Raw genomic sequence first — 17,079 nt, 5'->3', positions numbered from 1 at the left:
TTTGACCTCCCGTGTATGTCTCTTTCCGGCAAGCAGCACCGGTTTCCCCATCGGTATGGCGGGGCACCGGACCTGCGTCAATCCGCAGGCACGGGGTCTGCGGCGATGCGGCAGCCGGGTCGGACGATTGTTGACCCGGACGCGGCAGGATCGATTCCCCGCGCGGGTGGTCATATTTGGTTACCAATGCAGGCCCGACAAAGCAATTACTGAAAAGCCTACCCCAGCGTAAGCCGCGCCGCCGCCCGTTGCGCCGCCAGATCCAGCACCTTGCGGCGACAGGATGCGCGGGCGGCGCGGCCTTGTCTCGCGCGTCGCGATGTCGAGCCGGCAGGCAATCTGCCTGTTCTGGCAGAATTCGGGAATCAGGCACAGCACCGCCCCGCCTGCGCCGAGCGAGGCCGGACGGTCCGCCGGTTCCGCTGCGCGCCGCGAGCCCGCGGGGTCCGGCCGGTCAGAAGGATCCCCGAAACCCGACAAGCCGCGATGCCGCCCCGCCGCGTCGATCAGCCGACAATCCCCGGAGGAACAAGGCAGTCTGACGGGAACGCTGGCAGAAGTTCTACCGCAGCGACCGCCCTTTGTCAGCCGCCGCCGCCAGGAAATGTCGATAGCATCTTGCACGGCAAAAGCGCGTGGTATAGGCATTTTCCGGTAATGAGGCGGGTGGGCAGGCAGGCTATGCACCGGATTGCAAATCCGAGTAGACCGGTTCGATTCCGGTACCCGCCTCCAGGTTTTTCGAGACTTTCAGCCGATCCCTGGCCCGTCTGACGGCGGGTTCCGGGGTGCGGGGCTTCGGCAGCAGGCCGACGCAACCTCTGCCGCGATCGACAGCGAGGCTGTGAGGCCGGGGCTCTCGATGCCGAAAAGCTGCACAAGGCCGGGCATCCCGTGGGCCTCCGGGCCGTCAATCCGGAAATCGGCGGCGGGGACGCCCGGTCCGGTCAGCTTGGGGCGCAGCCCGGCATAGTCGGGCGCCAGCGACCCGTCGGGCAGGCCGGGAAAATATGTTCTGATCCGGGCATAGAACGCCTCGGCGCGCAGCGGATCGACGCGGTAATCCTCGGTGTCGACCCATTCCACATCCGGGCCGAAGCGCATCCGCCCCGCCATGTCGAGCGTGGCATGGATCCCCAGCCCGCCATCAACCGGCGCGGGATAGACCAGCCGCGAGAACGGCGGGCGGCGGCTGTAGCCAAAGTAGTTTCCCTTGGCCAGAACCAGCGGCGGAATGCGGTTTTCCGGGTAGAATGGCATCCGCCGCGCAAGGGCCTGCGCGCCAAGCCCGGCGGCATTCACCAGGGCGTCAACCGTCAACCGGCCGGGCTCGGCGCCGCCGAAGGTCACGGAATAGCCTGCCGCATCCCGGTCCACCGCAAGCACCGGCGTGTCGAGCGCGATCACGCCCCCGGCGTCGGTCAGGTCGGCGGACAGGGCAAGCATGAAGGCATGGCTGTCGACGATGCCTGTCTCGGGCGACCAGAGGGCAGAGCGGCACGACAGCGCCGGTTCCATCGCCTGCGCTTCCGCCCGGTCGATCAGCCGCAGACCCTCGACCCCGTTTTCGATGCCGGTGGCATGGATCCGGGCGACCTTGGCCTCCTCCTCGGGGGTGGTCGCCACCACGAGCTTGCCGCAGCGCCGGTGCGGCACCGCGTGGCTTGCGCAAAAGGCATAAAGCAGGCGCCGCCCCGCAATGCAGTGGCGATGACGGGCCGAACCGGCGGGGTAATACATCCCGCCATGGACGACCTCGCTGTTGCGCGACGAGATGCCCTGACCGATGGCCCGCGCGGCCTCGGCCACCACCACGTCATGCCCGGCCAGCGCCAGTGCCCTGGCACAGGCCAGACCCAGAACCCCCGCACCGACCACCAGAACCAGCATCGCATCCCCGCGTTGTCCCACCCGACCCCTGCGCCCCGCGGTCTGTCCCGACCCGGGATCATCGGCCATGTCGCCCGCCCCCCGGCCTGTCCGGAAAGCGCAGCGAAATCATGATGAGCCCGGCGGCAAAGATGATCCATGGAAAATCGTTGGCCGACAGCAGCAGGGTTTCCGACAGGTTCATGATCAGGAACATCCCGATCAGCACGTTCAGCCAGATCCAGCCGTTCCGCGGTTCGCACAGGTGCAGCGCCACCCCCTGACACAGGGCGCGGACGATCACGTATGCCGTCAGGCCCGCCCCCACGAACCCGAGGCTGAGCAAGGTGTCGCGATACCCGCTGTGGGCATGGGGCGCCATCCAGCCGATCCTTTCCCGGATCAGCCACGCCTCGCCGCTTGCCGGGCTCCAGAACGCCGAGAACCCGTGGCCAAGCATCGGCCGCTGCGCGATCTGGGCATCGGCCAGATGCCACAGCGGCACCCTGCCGGTCAGGGTGGCATCCTTGCCGATCGCCTCCAGAAACGGGACAAGATATTCACCCAGAAGGAACATCAGCACGATCGCGATCTGGGGGAAGGCAATGAACAGCAATATCCGCGTGAACCCGTGGCTGCGCGTCAACAGCCGGAAGTACCACGTCAGCACCAGCGCGGCGGCGACCGCCAGAACCGAGGTCATCGAGCCCGACAGAGCCAGGCAGGCGCAACTGACCACCAGCAGCGGCACCCCCACCCTGCGCAGGCCGAGGGAACTGTCGACCACCAGAACGACGGCCACCAGCACGGACAGGCTGGTGGCCCAGCCCAGCACGTTCTTGTGGATGAACACCCCGCGAAGCTCGCCGTCCATCGGCATGAAGGCAAGCCTTGGCGCGATGCCGACCAGAAGAAGGCTGAGCACCATGCAGACACCCAGGACCGTCGCAACCAGCAGCAGGAACTGTTTCGGCGTGAACCTGATGGCGATCAGGAAGGATACCTGCAGCGTCAGGACCAGACCGACCGCCTTCTTGAGCGTGAACGACGGGCTGATCGACCACATGACCGACAGGAACGCGAGGCCGATCAGCAGCAGAAACGGCACGTTGCGGCGCAGCGCGACCAGCAGTTGCTGCGGGTGCCGTGCCAGCAGGGCGAATGCCACCAGATAGACCGGCAGCGCCACCAGCCGGAGCTTTGCCCGCGCCGCGTCGTCAAGCCCGCCGTCCGGCCCCGCCATCAGCAGCGGCAGGACCGCCCCCGACTGCACGAACACGATCATTCCGGCCGCCCACCATTCCAGCGTCCGCCAGGTCAGCGCAGCCCTGCCGCCCGTTGCATGTCCGATGACCGTCATGTGAGCTGCGCCTTCCGGGGCGGGCACGGCATCGCAGCCGCGCCGCCCGGCCGCGCGGCCCTGACGGCAGAACGGGCGGCCATGCCTGGGGTCGGGGGCATACAGACCGGATACATCACCTCATCGCTTTCAATGCACACCTTGTCGCCCTTCGTCCTCACCTACCTTGGTCTGCGAAGGGCGTTCTGCGAAACCCGCCAATGCGGCGTCGCCCCTCGTCTGATCGGATGGGGGGGCATTACCGCTTTCGGATGAAGCGGCCCCGGTTCCGGGCGGGGGGCGGCGCCGACCTTCCACCATTGGCAGGCTTTGCCCGACCGGCGGCCGGGATATGATGCCGACATGACCCCGTACCGAATTGCGGTTCACCGTGGCCGCGCTCCCAATGCGAATTGCAGGTTGAAGTTTCCAGATCAAGCAAGGACCGCCGGGTCGCAACGGCGGTCCGTTTTTTCCGGAGCCAGCCGACCTGACCCGGGGCGGCGCGGCCAATGCGCAGGGCCGCCGAAAGCCGGACGGGCGAAGCAGGCTGCGCGATCCGGTGGCGGGCATCCGGCGTCGCACCCCAGCGGCGTCGGGCATCGCGTGCGGGCCGACCCGGTGTCTTGCCCCATGCCGGAAGGAAAGGCCAAAGGACGGCGATGAAGGTTTTCATGCTCGTGACGGAACTGGAAGATTACACCATCGCCTACGCGAACGGGGTGGCTGCCCATGTTCCGGTGACGCTGGCCGTGCCGAGGCGCCGCTATGCCGGGCTGACCCGCTGGTTCGACCCCGCGGTCACTGTCCGGCTGATGGACTGGCCGCGCCATCGCAGCCTGGCCAATCTGACGTTCCTCGGGGCGCTGACCCGCCTGATCCGGGCGGAAAGGCCAAGCGTGATCCACCTGCTCAGCAACAACACGCTGTGGCTCAACCTGGCGGCCCCGTTCTGGCGGCCGGTGCCGCTGGTCACGACGGTGCATGACGTGGTGGTGCACCCCGGCGACCGCGAAACCGGCATGATACCGCGCCGGGCCACCGACATGATCGTGCGCCAGTCCGGCGATATCGTCGTGCATGGCGAGGGCCTGAAGCAGCTTGCCGCCGACCGCTTCGGCAAGGCGCCCGGGCGCATCCACGTGCTGTCCCATCCTGTGATCGACCGCTACGCCGCGGTGGCCCGGACCGAAGGGCTGAAGCGCCAGACCCGGGAGGGCACGTTCACCGTCCTGCTGTTCGGCCGCATCTTCGCCTACAAGGGGCTGGAAGTCCTGATCCGGGCCGAAGCCCTGCTGGGCCGCCGGGTGCCGGGCGTCAGGTTCGTGATCGCCGGGCGCGGCGACGATCCGTGGATGTTCCGGTCGCTGATGGGCGACCCGGCCCGCTATGACATCCGCAACCGGTTCATCGAGGACCGGGAGGTGGCGCAGCTGTTTCTCGACGCCGATCTGGTCGTGCTGCCCTATACCGAGGCGTCGCAAAGCGGCGTGATGAACGTCGCGGCCCCGTTCGGCAAGCCGCTGCTGGTGACCGACGTGGGTGAACTGCGGGCCTCGGTAGAGGGCAACGGCATGGGCCTCGTCGTCCCGCCGAACGACCCCGAACGTCTGGCCGAGGCCATTGCGCGGCTGGCGACCCGCCCCGACCTGCGGGCAGGGCTGGGCGCCAATGCCGAGGCCTGGGCCAACGGGCCGAACGCCCCGGCCACGGTGGGGGCACAAGCCGAAAGGATGTATCGCGGCATCCTCCAAAGGAAGGCGGGGGGCTTATCCGATATGATGGAAAGCGCGGCGGCCAGGTCAATTGCCCCGGATGGCGCGGGACACCATTATCGGGATGTTGCTTCATCCGGGGACCGGACTTTGCCCTGAAGATGTTGAAATTCATGAATGTCGTTTTTCGGATTTGAGGATGGAAATGGCACAGGCAGCGGGAAACGGCGCAGGGTCCTGCCTTCGCGCGCCGCCGGGCTGCTTTTCGGCCGGGCCGGAAAGGCTCGGGCCGGTTTCCGGGACGGAAACGGGGCCTGTTGCGGGGCCTGTTGCGGAAGCCAGAACCGGCGCGAGATCTCTTGGGAAAACTGTCGGCGGGCCTTCAGCGGGCCGCGGGCGATCCGTCAACCGCACCGGGAGGCCGCAGTGAAATCTGACACCAGCAACAACGGGTCGGGCGCCCGCCTGCGCCACTACTGCCCGGGCGGGCGCGAAAGCGGCGGCGGCATCGGGCGGCTGGTCGGCTATGTCGTGGACGAGGCCGCGCGCAGGGGCGAACGGCATCTGGTCTGCGACACCCGCGGGCGGCGCTGGCAGATCCCCGGTTCCATCCTGCGGCTGCTGGGCGCCATGGCGATCCTGGCCTCCGACCGGCTGCTGGCACCCGAACGCATCCACCACATTCATGTCGCCGGGCGCGGCAGCACGGCGCGCAAGCTGATCCTGACCTTCGTGGCACGCTCGCTGGGCTGCCGTCACATCCTGCACCTGCACGATTACGACTATGGCGCCGACCTGTCGCGGCGTTCGCCCCGCAGGCAACGCTGGGTTGCCCGCATGTTCCGCGGCGCCGACCGGGTGATCGTGCTGGGGCTGCGCGACCGGGATACCGTGGTCGAGCGTCTGGGCGTGGCGCGGGACAAGGTGGTCGTGATGCACAATGCCGTGCCGGACCCCGGCCCGAAACCCGCGCAGGGGCGGGATGTTCCGCTGATCCTGTTTCTGGGGCAGCTCAGCCAGCGCAAGGGCGTGCCGGAGCTTCTGACGGCGCTGGCCAGTCCCGAACTGGCAGGGCGCGACTGGCGCGCGGTTCTGGCCGGTGACGGTCCTGTTGCGGAATACCGGGCGATGGCGGCGGCACTCGATCTTGGCGACCGGGTCGAAATGCCCGGCTGGCTGGCCGAACCCGATGTCCGCGCCCTGTGCGCAAGCGCCGACATCCTGGTTCTGCCGTCACATGCAGAGGGGCTGGCCATGGCGGTGATCGAGGGGCTGGCGCATGGGCTTGCGGTCGTGACGACACGCGTCGGCGCGCATGAGGAGGCATTGACCGACGGTGTGACCTGCAGCTTCGTGCCGGTCGGCGATGCCAAAGCCCTGGCAGGGGCGCTTGAACGGCTGGTCACCGATCCGGCGGGCCGCCGGCGCCTTGGGTCGCAGGGGCGGGCGCTGTTCCTGTCGCGATACAGCATCGACGCCTATTTCGGACAGCTTGACCGGGTTCTTGACGAGATCAGCCTGCGCGGCCGATCGCTGGTGGGTGCAGAATGACCGCGGCCCTTGATCACGGCAACAAGTCCGGCCGCTCGCGGATCAGCAAGGCGCCGCCGCCCCCGACGCAGATGCATGAAGACGAGCTGGACGTTCTGGCGGTGTTCCGGCTGATCCGGCGCCGCATCGGGTTCATCTCGATCCTGGCAGCCCTGCTGGTGGCCTTGCTGCTGCCTTTCATCCTGCAGATCGAGCGCACATACACGTCGCAGGCGCGGCTTCTCATCCAGCCGCCGCTGGCGGTCAACCTCGGCGTCTCGGGCGCGGAGCAGGGAAGGTTCGATCCCGCGACCGAGGTGGAACGCCTGCGGTCGTATCCGATTGCGGAAAGGCTGATCGCGGATTTCCAGCTGGCCGGCCTTGAAGAATTCAACCCCCCGCCAGAAGGCGCGGGCGTCCTGTCGCAGATCACGCAGACCGTGCGCCAGTGGATTTCGGCCGCCCCCCCGGCCACGGAACCGGTGACCGACCCCGAAAGCATCGTGATCCAGCACTTCCTTGAAGCGGTTTCGGTGCAGCGCAGCGGCGTGTCGAACGTGATCGAGATCGCGTTCACCTCGCGCGACCCGCAACTGGCGGCGCAGATACCGAACGCGATGATCCAGGCCTATCTGGATGCCCGCGACGCCCAGCTTCGCGCCCAGCTTGGCACCACGAAGGATTGGCTATCGGGGCGGATCGAGGACCAGCGCCGACGCGTTGCCCTGATGGAGGCCGAGGCCGACGCCTTCCGCGCAGCGAATGGACAGAACAACGCAACCTCGCAAGCGGAATCGGCCTTCCAGATAACCTCGCTTACCGAACGCCAGACCGCGATCCAGCGCGAACGCACAGACATCGAAACCAGCCTGACCGCCATCACCGCCGCCGCCACGCTGAGCGACAAGGCGGCCCTGATCGGGTCGGACCGGCTCAACGAGCTTGAGCGCGAACTGCAGGTCCAAAGGCGCGAGCTGGCAAAGATGCTGCAAACCTACGGCGACAAGTTCGGCTTCGTGGTCAACAAGCGCGAGGCGATCGCCGGAACCGAAGAATCCATGACGGCCGAGGTTGACCGGCACATCCAGTCCCAGACAACCCGGATTGCGGCCCTGCGGAAGGAAGAAGCCTCGGTTCAGGCCGGGATCGCGGCGGCCCGCGATGCCCTGGCGCGCATGACGGTCGCGGAATCCGATTTCGCCGCGATGAAGGTCCGGGTGGACCAGGAAGGCGCGGCCCTGACCGCGCTGGAGGAACAGCAGCGCGCGCTGCGGGCGGAAGCCACCATGCCGGTTCAGCAGGTCGAAATCCTGTCGCCCGCCACGCCGAGCCGCTGGGCAAACGGCCGCAGCAAGACCTTCTACCTGATCGCCGGAGCCGTCGCGGCGGTGGTTGCCGCCATCACGCTGGCCATCCTGCGCGAGATGCTTGACCAGAGCATCCGCAGCCAGCAGCAGCTGCGCGGCATTCCGGGTGTTGTGCCGGTCGGGTTGATTCCGCTGTTGCGCAGGCGGGTCGGGCGCCGACTGCCGGACCGGATCCGCGATCAGCGGGACGGGACGTTTCAGGATGCCATTCGCGGCGTGTCGATGCAGCTGGAGCGGTACGGCACCGCAGGCCCGCCCTCCAGCATCCTGGTGACCTCGGCCGTGCCGGACGAGGGAAAATCCATCATCGCGCTGGCGCTGGCCATGCATCTGGCCGCCATGGGCTCGCGCGTGCTGCTGGTGGACGCGGACCTGCGGCATGGCAGTGTGCACACCAATTTCCGGGCGCGCGAGGAACCGGGGCTGGCGAACTTCATTTCCGGGCAGATGAACCTTGAAGACGTGATCCTCCGTGATCAGAAGACCGGAATCGACTTCATCGCCCGCGGCCGCCAAGGGTCGCATGTCTATCCGGACCTGCGCAAGGTTGCAGGCATTCTGGAGTATGCCCGGGCAAACAACATGACCGTCGTCTTCGACAGCGCGCCCGCGCTGGCCACCTCGGAAACCCTGCGTCTTGCCGCGATGCTTGACCGGACGCTGATGGTCGTGCGCTGGGGCAAGACCCCGCGCAAGATCGCAGAACTTGCCATCGAGAAGCTGCGCGCCTGCTGTCAGGACGACGTGATGGTCGCCATCAACCAGGTCAATCCCCGGCGGCAGGTGCTTTACGGTTACAAGGATTCCGGCGTGTTCTCGGCGGATCTCAGGAAATACCACGTCGGGTAGGCCGGATGGGAATGTGCCCGCCCGAAATGCATCAGGGACGGCCCGGCATCGGGTCGTCCCTGAAGGGTTGTGCATCGCCCGGGCGGCCGGCGCAGGTCGGACCGTCGGCCCCGGGCGGTCTTTCGGGGTCGTCAGAGTATCGAGATGTCGTCCAGCAGGACGTTCAGGTTGGTGACCCCCTCGATGGTCAGCACATGGGCCCCGAAGGTGAACACCGCATTGCCCCCGACGATCGCGCCATGCGAGGCGATGATGCTGGCCGGAGTGCCGGCTCCGCCGCCCCAAAGCGCCGCATCGAACCAGACGGTGTCGACGTTGTCCTCGAAATCCTTGACCACGTCAGCCCCGCCGCCGGCCCAGAACTGGAAACTGTCTGCGCCCGCACCACCCCACAGGCGGTCGTTGCCGGACCCGCCGTTCAGCACGTCGTTGCCGTCGCCCGCCAGCAGCGTGTCGTCGCCCCCTGCCCCGTTCAACACGTCATTCCCGTTTGCCGAGACAAGCTTGTTGGCAAGCGAACTGCCGGTCAGCCGGTCGTTGCCGGACCCGGACCGGACATTCTCGACGTTGATCAGCGTATCGGTGCCGTGCCCCGTGACCTGTGCCGTCGTGAGGGACAGGTTGACGGTTGCCGCAGCCGTGCCCGTGAAGACCGCAATGTCGATTCCGGCCCCGCCATCAAGCAGGTCGTTGCCGACATCGCCCACCAGACGGTCGTTCCCGTCGCCGCCGTAGAGGCTGTCATTGCCGCTGCCGCCAAGCAGGGTGTCATCGCCCGCCGCGCCCGAAAGCCTGTCATCCCCGCCGAACGAGGACAGGTGGTTGTTCTGGGCGTCGCCGGTCAGCACGTCGTTGCCCGAACCCGTCACGATGTTCTCGATGCCGGTCAGCGTGTCGGTCCCGTGGCCGGTGACCTGCCCGGTGGTCACGGCAAGGTTGACCGTCGTCGCGGTCGGGCCGACAAAGACTGCCGTGTCGGTGCCGTTGCCCCCGCTCAGCAGGTCGTTGCCCGCATCGCCCTGCAGGCGGTCGTCGCCGTCGCCGCCCAGAAGTGTGTCGTCGCCTGTGCGGCCTTCCAGCGTGTCATTGCCTGCCAGCCCCGAAATGGTGTCGTTGCCGCTGCCACCCACAAGGTTGTCATCTCCGGCGGTCCCGAGAAGCGGGGGAACGACGCTCACCGAGTTCTTTTCAAAGGCGCCAAGGTCCACGTTGCCGACCGCACGCTGGAAACCGTCCAGATCGTAGGCCGAAAGGCCGTAGTTCGCCGTGCCCCGGTCGATCGACGCCGACCCGATGCCAAGCCGGAAATCGCCCGGCGCCCCCATGAACCCCGGATCGACGCCCAGGATGTTGCCATTTGCCGCGCTCGGCATGGCGTTCCCGCCATCGGTCCTGACCGACGACTGGCCGGCCGTGCCGTTGAAGGTCAGGTTGTTGGCCCAGATGACGTTGTTGACGTAACCGCCGTAAGAGGTGTTGTCGATCGCGGTGTTGTTGCTGTTGATGCTGCGGTCCGCCACCGCGATGTTGTTGACCCAGGTGTTGTTGCTGGACTGCGAGTTGCTCAGTTCGCCCCGCCAGGTGCCGGTGTTCAGCGGGTCCTGGTTGTTGTGCCAGGCCGTGTTGTTTCGCACGGTGACATAGTCGCTCCAGGTGACCTGCACGCCCTTGCCGCCATTCTGGTAGACCAGATTGTTCTCGACCAGCGTGGGGAAGGTGTAGCTCGGGTAACCGCCGGTCTGGGTGCTCTGGAAATCGTCGATGATGATCCCGTTGCCATCGGTGTGCTGGCCCGCTTTCGTCACGTTGTCATGCGAGATGTTGTTGCTCACGATGGTCCGGAAGCCGGGCGTCGTGGTGTCTCCGGTGATGTTGCGGTTCTGGTAGATCGAAATACCCGAAAACCAGCCGCTTGACCCGTTGTCGTAGGTCTCGTTGCCGTCGATGGTGATGAACTCGGACCAGTTGAACTGGATGCCGGATTCGCCCGCGCCGTGGATGGTGTTGTTAAGGATCTTGACGTGGTGAACGTGGTTCGCCTCGATCCCGTCGCCGCTCCGGCCTTCGATGTCGAAGCCGTCGACAATCACGTAGTTGGCGTTGACGCTGATGGCGTTCCACGCCCCCGAGGGCGGCCGGATCAGGGCACCGCCGGGCGTTTCGGAGGTGATGGTCACGTAGCCGTCCGCCGATCCGCCCCGGTTGATGTTGAGCGACTCGTTGTAGGTGCCGGCCTTGACGATCACCTCGTCGCCGGCGCCGAGATTCTCGATCGCGCGGGTGATGGTGCGGAACGGGTTGCCCGCGCTGCCGTCGCCGTTGTCGCTGCCATTGGTCGAGACGTAGAACGTCCGCCCGGCGGCCGCAGCCGCACTGATCCCGGCCGAGGCATCGGCCTGCGCCAGTTCGATGCCGTCTGCGGCCAGGAACGTGATGCCGCCGGCATCGGCCGTGGCAGGCATGTCGAGGAACGCGGACCGGAGCGCCGGCTGCCCGTCGTCAACCGCGGTCTGCGCAGGGGGCGCGACCTGCGCGCCCCGGATGGTGCCGCCGGACGCAGCGGCGCCGTCACCGTATCCGGCGAACGCCTCGGCCCAGGTATCGGCATTCGCCTGCTCCGAAAGCCACGAGTCCGCCCACCCGTCCGATTGCGGCGGCTCGAAGCCGTCGTCGAGGACGGAAACGGCGTCCGGTTCCGGCTCGCCGCCCGGGGAAGCGCCGTCGGTCAGGCCAAACCCGTTGTCGAGGCTGGTGCCGGGCTCAACCGCTTCGGACAGGAGGTCGGCTTCGGTTTCGCCTTGAATCGCCTCCAGTTGCGCTGCCAGTTCAGGGCCTGCCAGATCCCCCTGCAACCAGCCGAGCGCGGCAAGGTCGGAAAGGCGGGCGCGGGCAGCAGGAAGGATCATGACGGGATCGTCTTGCGGGTATGTTGGGACATGCAGGTTCACTGTTTGACTCCTCGGTTTTCTAGACATTTCTGCGCTTCACTCGTAAAAATGTCCTGAAGCCGACACGGACTTGCAGCGCAAATCCGACGGACAGAACGAACCGTAATGATATCGCGACCGTCATGAATTCGACATGCGCGCATCTCGCGACCGCAGTCGATTCTCTCGGATCCTTGGGTTCCTGACCCGGTTTGATCACCTGTCGCCCCAAGGAACGACTGGCATATACATGATGCAAAGGGCTGGATTATCTGCTCGTTTCTTCTGATCCCGAACCTATTGGCATTGCATGACGGACTCAAGAGTCGGTCTGCGCGCATTGAATATTCTCGGCAAGAAACTGCCAGAAAGGCGCTGTCACGCGTTTTCATCTCCGCGGGAAGAAGGCGGTAAGATGCGGATTCCAAATATTTTTGGAAGACTGCCGCCGGACAGCATCACGGGGCGCAAGAAGATCGGCGGCGGCGGCTTTGATCCGCCGGGAATCCTGTCAAAAGGCGCCTGCGCCCGCGATTTGCACTGCCGACGCGCGTTCTGAGGCTCAAACCCGAGAATCAGTGCAAGACTAGGGCCTGTTGACGTTTGAGGATTCCCAAATCACCCGCTGACTGATTCAAGGTTGCCAACATGGGAGGCAACCTTGATCCGCACTACTCTGACTGATGCCCAGTGGGCAACCATCGCTCCGCACTGTCTTGGCCGCGCATGCGACCCCGGCCGCACCGGACCCGACCCTCGTCTTTTCGTTGAGGCGGTGCTGTGGATTGCCCGCACGGGCAGCCCCTGGCGCGACCTGCCAGAAGACTTCGGCAAGTGGAATTCAGTATTCAAGCGGTTCCGCAGATGGGTGAAAGCAGACGCTTTCTACTGTATGTTCAGGGCGTTGGCCGAAGATAGCGACTTCGAATACACCATGATTGATGGAACCATTGTCAAAGTCCACCGTCACGGTCAGGGCGCAAAAGGGGGACTCAAAGTCAAGCCATTGGGCGTTCTCGCGGCGGTATAACTACCAAGATCATGGCGTTGACAGACGCACTCGGAAACCTGATCGACTTCCGGTTGCTGCCGGGACAGGCTCACGACCTGCGGGGCACGGCGGCGCTCATCGAAGGGCTATCCTGCGGAAAGCTCCTCGCGGACCGTGCTTTCGACGCGAACTGGCTGCGCGAGATGCTGGCGGAGGCCAAGATTGAGGCGGTTATCCCGCCCAAATCCAACCGCCGTTTCCCTGCCGAGTTCGATTGCGACACCTATAAATGGCGTCACCTGATCGAGAACTTCTTTGGAAAACTTAAGGAATATAGGGGTATAGCAACAAGATGCTGCAAGACCGACACCAGTTTCAGCGCATTTATCTCCCTCGCATCAACCGTCATCCGGCTCCGGTGAACGTCAACACGCCCTAATAAAATTCAATTAGATAACCACATTCTCGGGACGTACAGCGCCATCGCCCCGACCGGCAGATTCGACTGCCTTCGCCCCTGCAATCCTTGATCGCGAGGATGGCCGGTGCCGGAAGGGCCGGCGTGGGTCCGGCCCGGATCAACCGCCGGATCGCCGCCCGATGCCCCGCCGCAGAACCGCCAGGCGCTGCAACATCGGCGGGCCATTCCGGATTGCATCCCGACATGCCTGATACACCGTCGCGCATTTTAAACCCCGATCGCCATTCTGGGAAAGTTTTCATTGGATGGCCCAATCGACATGCAGTATCGTGAACTTTTGAAGATGCGACATTCGGGGATGCCGGAAATGCAGAAAGCGCCGCTGGTCGTCATCGGTTTCAACGGAAACGCGCTCGATGCGCTGGAAACGCTGCAATCGTCCTTTGAAATCGTGGCATGGCTTGACGACAATCCGGCTCTGCATGGTCGCAGGGTCGAGAATGCGCCGATCCTGCCGATGTCCGACATCGCGGCATTTCCAGATGCGCAGGTGGTCTGCATGATCGGATCCGAGCGCAGTTACCCGCACCGGCATGACATCGTCGCACGCCTCGGGCTGCCCGACACCCGTTTCGCGACGATCGTCGATCCGGCGGCCCGCGTTTCCCGGCTTTGCCTGCTGGGGCACGGCGCCGTGGTCTTTCCGGGCGTCGTCATCACGTCCAACGCCGTGATCGGCAACCACGTGATGCTCCTGCCGCAGACGGTCGTGCATCACGATGCCGTGGTCGGCGATTATTCCCTTTTGGGATCGGGGGTTGTGGTTGCCGGCAGCGTGAAGGTCGGCAGGGCGTGCTATATCGGCAGCGGCAGCACGATCCGGAACGGGCTTGCGATCGGCGATGGCAGTCTGGTCGGCATGGCTGCCAACGTGCTGCGCGACGTAGCGCCCGGATCGGTCGTCGCGGGCAATCCGGCGCGGCTGCTGCGCCGGGTCTGATTGCCGGGTTCGGGCCCCTCTGCTTTGGCAACGGGCAGCAAGGAACCCGGGGCGGGTTGCGCAATCGCAAGGGACCGGCCATTTGACCGCAAACGCCACCCTGAAAGGCGCCCGGCCGCAGCGCATTGCCATTCCGGCGTATGCGTCCCGCCGCATCGGTCTGCGAATGCCTCTTTGATGCAGGAATTGCGCGGGTGTCGGCCCGGAATCGGTAGGGCATACCCGGGCATCATCCTTTTGGGGTAAGCCCGCGGCCGGCCATTTGTCAGAAAGATGCGGTTCCCGCGCGACGGTTTGGCTCTAGCCTCTGGCGTGGAGTTGAAACGCGATTCAGTCCCGCACCCCGTTCGCACCAGACAGATTTTTTGGGAATCCCCGCGCCAATTCGTTTCAGGAGGTACCATGCCGATAAGAAATTGCAAGATTGCAGAAAGTGCCACGATCACCCACCCCGACCTCGTGAACCTCTACCAGTGCCGGATCGGCGAGGGCAGCCGTGTGGGGCCGTTCGTGGAGATCCAGCGTGGTTGCGTGGTGGGCGCGCGTTGCAAGGTGTCGTCGCATTCGTTCCTGTGCAGCGGCGTCACGCTGGAAGACGGCGTTTTCGTCGGCCATGGCGTGATGTTCACCAACGACCGCCTGCCGCGCAGCACAAATGAAGATGGCTCTGTCCAGCGCGACGGCGACTGGACATCCGAAGATACCCTGGTCAAGCGCGGCGCCTCGATCGGCTCGAACGCAACCATCCTGTGCGGGCTGACCATCGGCGAAGGCGCCGTGGTCGGCGCCGGCGCGGTGGTGACCTGCGATGTTCCCGACCATGCCATCGTCGCGGGCGTGCCCGCGCGGGTGATCGGCGACGTGCGGTCGCGCGACGGCGGTCTGTCCGTGATCGGCAATGGTGCCCTGGCCCCCAAATCAGCGAGCATGTCATGATCCGCGTCGGTGTAATCGGATATGGATACTGGGGCCCGAACCTGGCCCGCGCAGCGTCGGAAACCGACGGGATGCAGGTCGAGATGATCGCCGATGCCCTCGCCCCGGCGCGGGAACGCGCCAGCCGCCGCCACCCGGCGGCACGGCTGGCCGCGGACTGGCACGACCTTGTCACAGACCCGCAGGTGGATGTGGTGATGATCGCAACGCCGGTCAGCACGCATTTCGACATGGCGCTGGCGGCGCTCAGGGCCGGCAAGCACGTGCTGGTGGAAAAGCCGATGGCCGAAACGCCCGCCAAGGCCGCCATGCTGGTGCGCGAGGCCGAACGGCGCAACCTGGTGCTGATGGTCGATCACACCTTCGTCTATACCGGCGCGGTGCAGAAGATCCGCGCCCTGATCGACGCGGGCGAGATCGGCGACGTGTATTATTATGACTCGACGCGGGTCAACCTCGGCCTGTTTCAGCGCGACGTGAACGTGATCTGGGATCTGGCGGTGCATGATTTCGCCATCATGGACTATCTGCTGGACGCCTCGCCGGTCGCGATCTCGGCCAGTGCGGCGGGCTTCCTCAAGGACCGGCCCGAGAACATGGCGCACCTGTCGATCTATTACGACAACGGGTCGATGGCGCATCTGAACGTCAACTGGCTGTCGCCGGTCAAGCTGCGCCAGACGCTGATCGGCGGCAGCCGCCGCATGGTGATCTACGACGACATGCAGACCAGCGAGAAGGTCAAGATCTACGACCGCGGCGCCACGGTGGGCGACACGCCCTACCAGCAGATGGTGTCCTACCGGCTGGGCGACATGTGGGCGCCGGCCCTGTCAACCACCGAGGCGCTCCAGACCGAAATGAAGGAATTCAAACGCTGCCTCGAAACCGGCGCGAAATCCCTGACCGACGGGGCAAGCGGGCTGCGCGTGGTGGAACTCCTCGCCGCGGCTTCGCGCTCGACCCAGATGCGTGGCCAACCGATCGAACTTGCAGCCTTGAAGGAGGCATCATGATTCCCTTTCTCGACCTTCGTGCGCAATACCAGACCCTTCAGCCGGAACTGGAGACCGCCGTTCTGGCCACCCTGCGCAGCTGCAACTACATTCTGGGCGAAACGGTCGACTCGTTCGAGCAGAACTTCGCGCGCTATTGCGGCACGAAACACGCCGTCGCCCTGAACTCGGGCACCTCGGCGCTGCATCTGGCGCTGCTGGCGGCAGGCGTCGGACCGGGGGACGAGGTGATCACGGTTCCGGCCACCTTCGTGGCCACGGTCGCGGCCATCCTTTACGCCGGGGCCACGCCGGTCTTCGTCGATGTCGATCCGGTGACCTGGACGATGGACCCCTCGCTGATCGAGGCCGCGATCACGCCGCGCACCAAGGCCGTGCTGCCGGTGCATTTCCACGGCCGTCTTGCCGACATGGAGGCGATCGGCGTCATCGCGCGGCATTACGGGCTGGTGGTGATCGAGGATGCGGCGCAGGCCCATGGCGCCCGGCGCGGCAAGAAGGCCGGCGCCTTCGGCGACATCGGCTGCTTCAGCTTCTATCCGGGCAAGAACCTCGGGGCCTGCGGCGAGGGCGGTGCCATCACGACCGACAGTTCCGAACATGCCGAAAAGATCCGGTCGCTGCGCGACTGGGGACAGAAGGGCAGGTACAACCATGTGATGCAGGGCTTCAACTTCCGCATGGATGCGTTGCAGGCCGCGGCGCTGGACGTGAAGCTGACGCGGCTCGAGTCGTGGAACGAAGGGCGCAGGCGGGTGGCCAATGCCTATGACAGCGGGCTGTCGCCAACGATACGCCGTGCGGCCGGACCCTTCGGGCAGGACCATGTCTGCCATGTCTATGTGATCGAGGTCGATGACCGCGAGACGCTGAAGGCCAGGCTGCAGGACGCCGGGGTTGCAACCAACATGCACTACCCGCGCCCGGTTCATCTGCAACCGGCCTATTCCGACCTTGGCTACGGCCCCGGCGACTTCCCGGTGTCGGAAGCCTTCGCGCGGCAGACGCTGTCGTTGCCGATCTACCCCGAACTCACCCCCGGCGACGTTCAGCGCGTGATCGGTGCGGTGAACCTTCATGCCGCGGAACCCGCCGCGGCGGTTGCCTGAAAGGATGACA

12 protein-coding genes and 1 tRNA gene are annotated in these 17,079 nt (G+C 65.6%); 10 read left to right on the top strand and 3 right to left on the bottom strand.

Going from position 1 to position 17,079, the window contains the following annotated elements; genetic code table 11:
* The first annotated feature begins 661 nt into the window (after positions 1–661).
* Positions 662–735 (top strand) — tRNA-Cys (locus RNZ50_11015).
* 15 nt (positions 736–750) lie between these two features.
* Here RNZ50_11015 and RNZ50_11010 read toward each other — a convergent pair.
* On the bottom strand, positions 751–1,959 hold the full coding sequence (locus tag RNZ50_11010) for an NAD(P)/FAD-dependent oxidoreductase (protein MDT8855534.1): 1,209 nt from the start codon (positions 1,957–1,959) through the stop codon (positions 751–753).
* Positions 1,949–3,229, bottom strand: a complete 1,281-nt coding sequence (locus RNZ50_11005; GenBank protein MDT8855533.1) for an O-antigen ligase family protein — start codon at positions 3,227–3,229, stop codon at positions 1,949–1,951. The genes RNZ50_11010 and RNZ50_11005 overlap by 11 nt, the downstream gene beginning before the upstream one ends.
* Positions 3,230–3,870: 641 nt before the next feature.
* On the opposite strand from RNZ50_11005, the gene RNZ50_11000 reads away from it, so the two are divergent.
* The 3 genes from RNZ50_11000 to RNZ50_10990 all read left to right on the top strand — a co-directional run bounded on the left by RNZ50_11000 (position 3,871) and on the right by RNZ50_10990 (position 8,669).
* Positions 3,871–5,082 (top strand): glycosyltransferase family 4 protein, encoded by a 1,212-nt coding sequence (locus tag RNZ50_11000; GenBank protein MDT8855532.1) that lies wholly within the window; start codon positions 3,871–3,873, stop codon positions 5,080–5,082.
* Between the two features lie 267 nt (positions 5,083–5,349).
* Positions 5,350–6,474 (top strand): glycosyltransferase family 4 protein, encoded by a 1,125-nt coding sequence (locus RNZ50_10995; GenBank protein ID MDT8855531.1) that lies wholly within the window; start codon positions 5,350–5,352, stop codon positions 6,472–6,474.
* Positions 6,471–8,669: a hypothetical protein gene (locus RNZ50_10990; protein MDT8855530.1), complete on the top strand. Its 2,199-nt coding sequence runs from the start codon at positions 6,471–6,473 to the stop codon at positions 8,667–8,669. Before RNZ50_10995 ends, RNZ50_10990 begins: the two co-directional genes overlap by 4 nt.
* A gap of 131 nt (positions 8,670–8,800) precedes the next feature.
* Here RNZ50_10990 and RNZ50_10985 read toward each other — a convergent pair whose 3' ends face one another.
* Positions 8,801–11,575, bottom strand: a complete 2,775-nt coding sequence (locus RNZ50_10985; GenBank protein MDT8855529.1) for a right-handed parallel beta-helix repeat-containing protein — start codon at positions 11,573–11,575, stop codon at positions 8,801–8,803.
* 331 nt (positions 11,576–11,906) lie between these two features.
* On the opposite strand from RNZ50_10985, the gene RNZ50_10980 reads away from it, so the two are divergent.
* The 6 genes from RNZ50_10980 (at position 11,907) to RNZ50_10955 (ending at position 17,069) form a co-directional block, all read left to right on the top strand.
* Entirely contained in the window at positions 11,907–12,155 is a 249-nt protein-coding gene (locus tag RNZ50_10980) for a hypothetical protein (protein MDT8855528.1), read from the top strand.
* Between the two features lie 102 nt (positions 12,156–12,257).
* A protein-coding gene (locus tag RNZ50_10975) for an IS5 family transposase (protein MDT8855527.1) occupies positions 12,258–13,009 on the top strand; the annotation gives its coding sequence in 2 pieces (ribosomal slippage) (positions 12,258–12,588 and positions 12,588–13,009; 753 coding nt in all).
* Between the two features lie 357 nt (positions 13,010–13,366).
* Positions 13,367–14,008 (top strand): NeuD/PglB/VioB family sugar acetyltransferase, encoded by a 642-nt coding sequence (locus RNZ50_10970; protein MDT8855526.1) that lies wholly within the window; start codon positions 13,367–13,369, stop codon positions 14,006–14,008.
* Between the two features lie 402 nt (positions 14,009–14,410).
* On the top strand, positions 14,411–14,944 hold the full coding sequence (locus RNZ50_10965) for an acyltransferase (protein ID MDT8855525.1): 534 nt from the start codon (positions 14,411–14,413) through the stop codon (positions 14,942–14,944).
* Complete coding sequence (locus RNZ50_10960; protein ID MDT8855524.1) at positions 14,941–15,960, top strand: Gfo/Idh/MocA family oxidoreductase; 1,020 nt, start codon at positions 14,941–14,943, stop codon at positions 15,958–15,960. Before RNZ50_10965 ends, RNZ50_10960 begins: the two co-directional genes overlap by 4 nt.
* Complete coding sequence (locus tag RNZ50_10955; protein ID MDT8855523.1) at positions 15,957–17,069, top strand: DegT/DnrJ/EryC1/StrS family aminotransferase; 1,113 nt, start codon at positions 15,957–15,959, stop codon at positions 17,067–17,069. Before RNZ50_10960 ends, RNZ50_10955 begins: the two co-directional genes overlap by 4 nt.
* Positions 17,070–17,079: the final 10 nt, after the last annotated feature.

Source organism: Paracoccaceae bacterium Fryx2, assembly GCA_032334235.1.
GTDB lineage: Bacteria > Pseudomonadota > Alphaproteobacteria > Rhodobacterales > Rhodobacteraceae > JAVSGI01.
The sequence above is the reverse complement of the archived record's forward strand: the minus strand, read 5'-3'. Positions and strand labels throughout refer to the sequence as shown.

Excerpts from the sequence above, each read along its gene's own strand:
- RNZ50_11010 (MDT8855534.1), bottom strand. The coding sequence starts at position 1,959 with ATGGCCGATGATCCCGGGTCGGGACAGACCGCGGGGCGCAGGGGTCGG.
- RNZ50_11005 (MDT8855533.1), bottom strand. The coding sequence starts at position 3,229 with ATGACGGTCATCGGACATGCAACGGGCGGCAGGGCTGCGCTGACCTGG.
- RNZ50_11000 (MDT8855532.1), top strand. The coding sequence starts at position 3,871 with ATGAAGGTTTTCATGCTCGTGACGGAACTGGAAGATTACACCATCGCC.
- RNZ50_10990 (MDT8855530.1), top strand. The coding sequence starts at position 6,471 with ATGACCGCGGCCCTTGATCACGGCAACAAGTCCGGCCGCTCGCGGATC.
- RNZ50_10985 (MDT8855529.1), bottom strand. The coding sequence starts at position 11,575 with ATGATCCTTCCTGCTGCCCGCGCCCGCCTTTCCGACCTTGCCGCGCTC.
- RNZ50_10980 (MDT8855528.1), top strand. The coding sequence starts at position 11,907 with ATGACGGACTCAAGAGTCGGTCTGCGCGCATTGAATATTCTCGGCAAG.
- RNZ50_10970 (MDT8855526.1), top strand. The coding sequence starts at position 13,367 with ATGCCGGAAATGCAGAAAGCGCCGCTGGTCGTCATCGGTTTCAACGGA.
- RNZ50_10965 (MDT8855525.1), top strand. The coding sequence starts at position 14,411 with ATGCCGATAAGAAATTGCAAGATTGCAGAAAGTGCCACGATCACCCAC.
- RNZ50_10960 (MDT8855524.1), top strand. The coding sequence starts at position 14,941 with ATGATCCGCGTCGGTGTAATCGGATATGGATACTGGGGCCCGAACCTG.
- RNZ50_10955 (MDT8855523.1), top strand. The coding sequence starts at position 15,957 with ATGATTCCCTTTCTCGACCTTCGTGCGCAATACCAGACCCTTCAGCCG.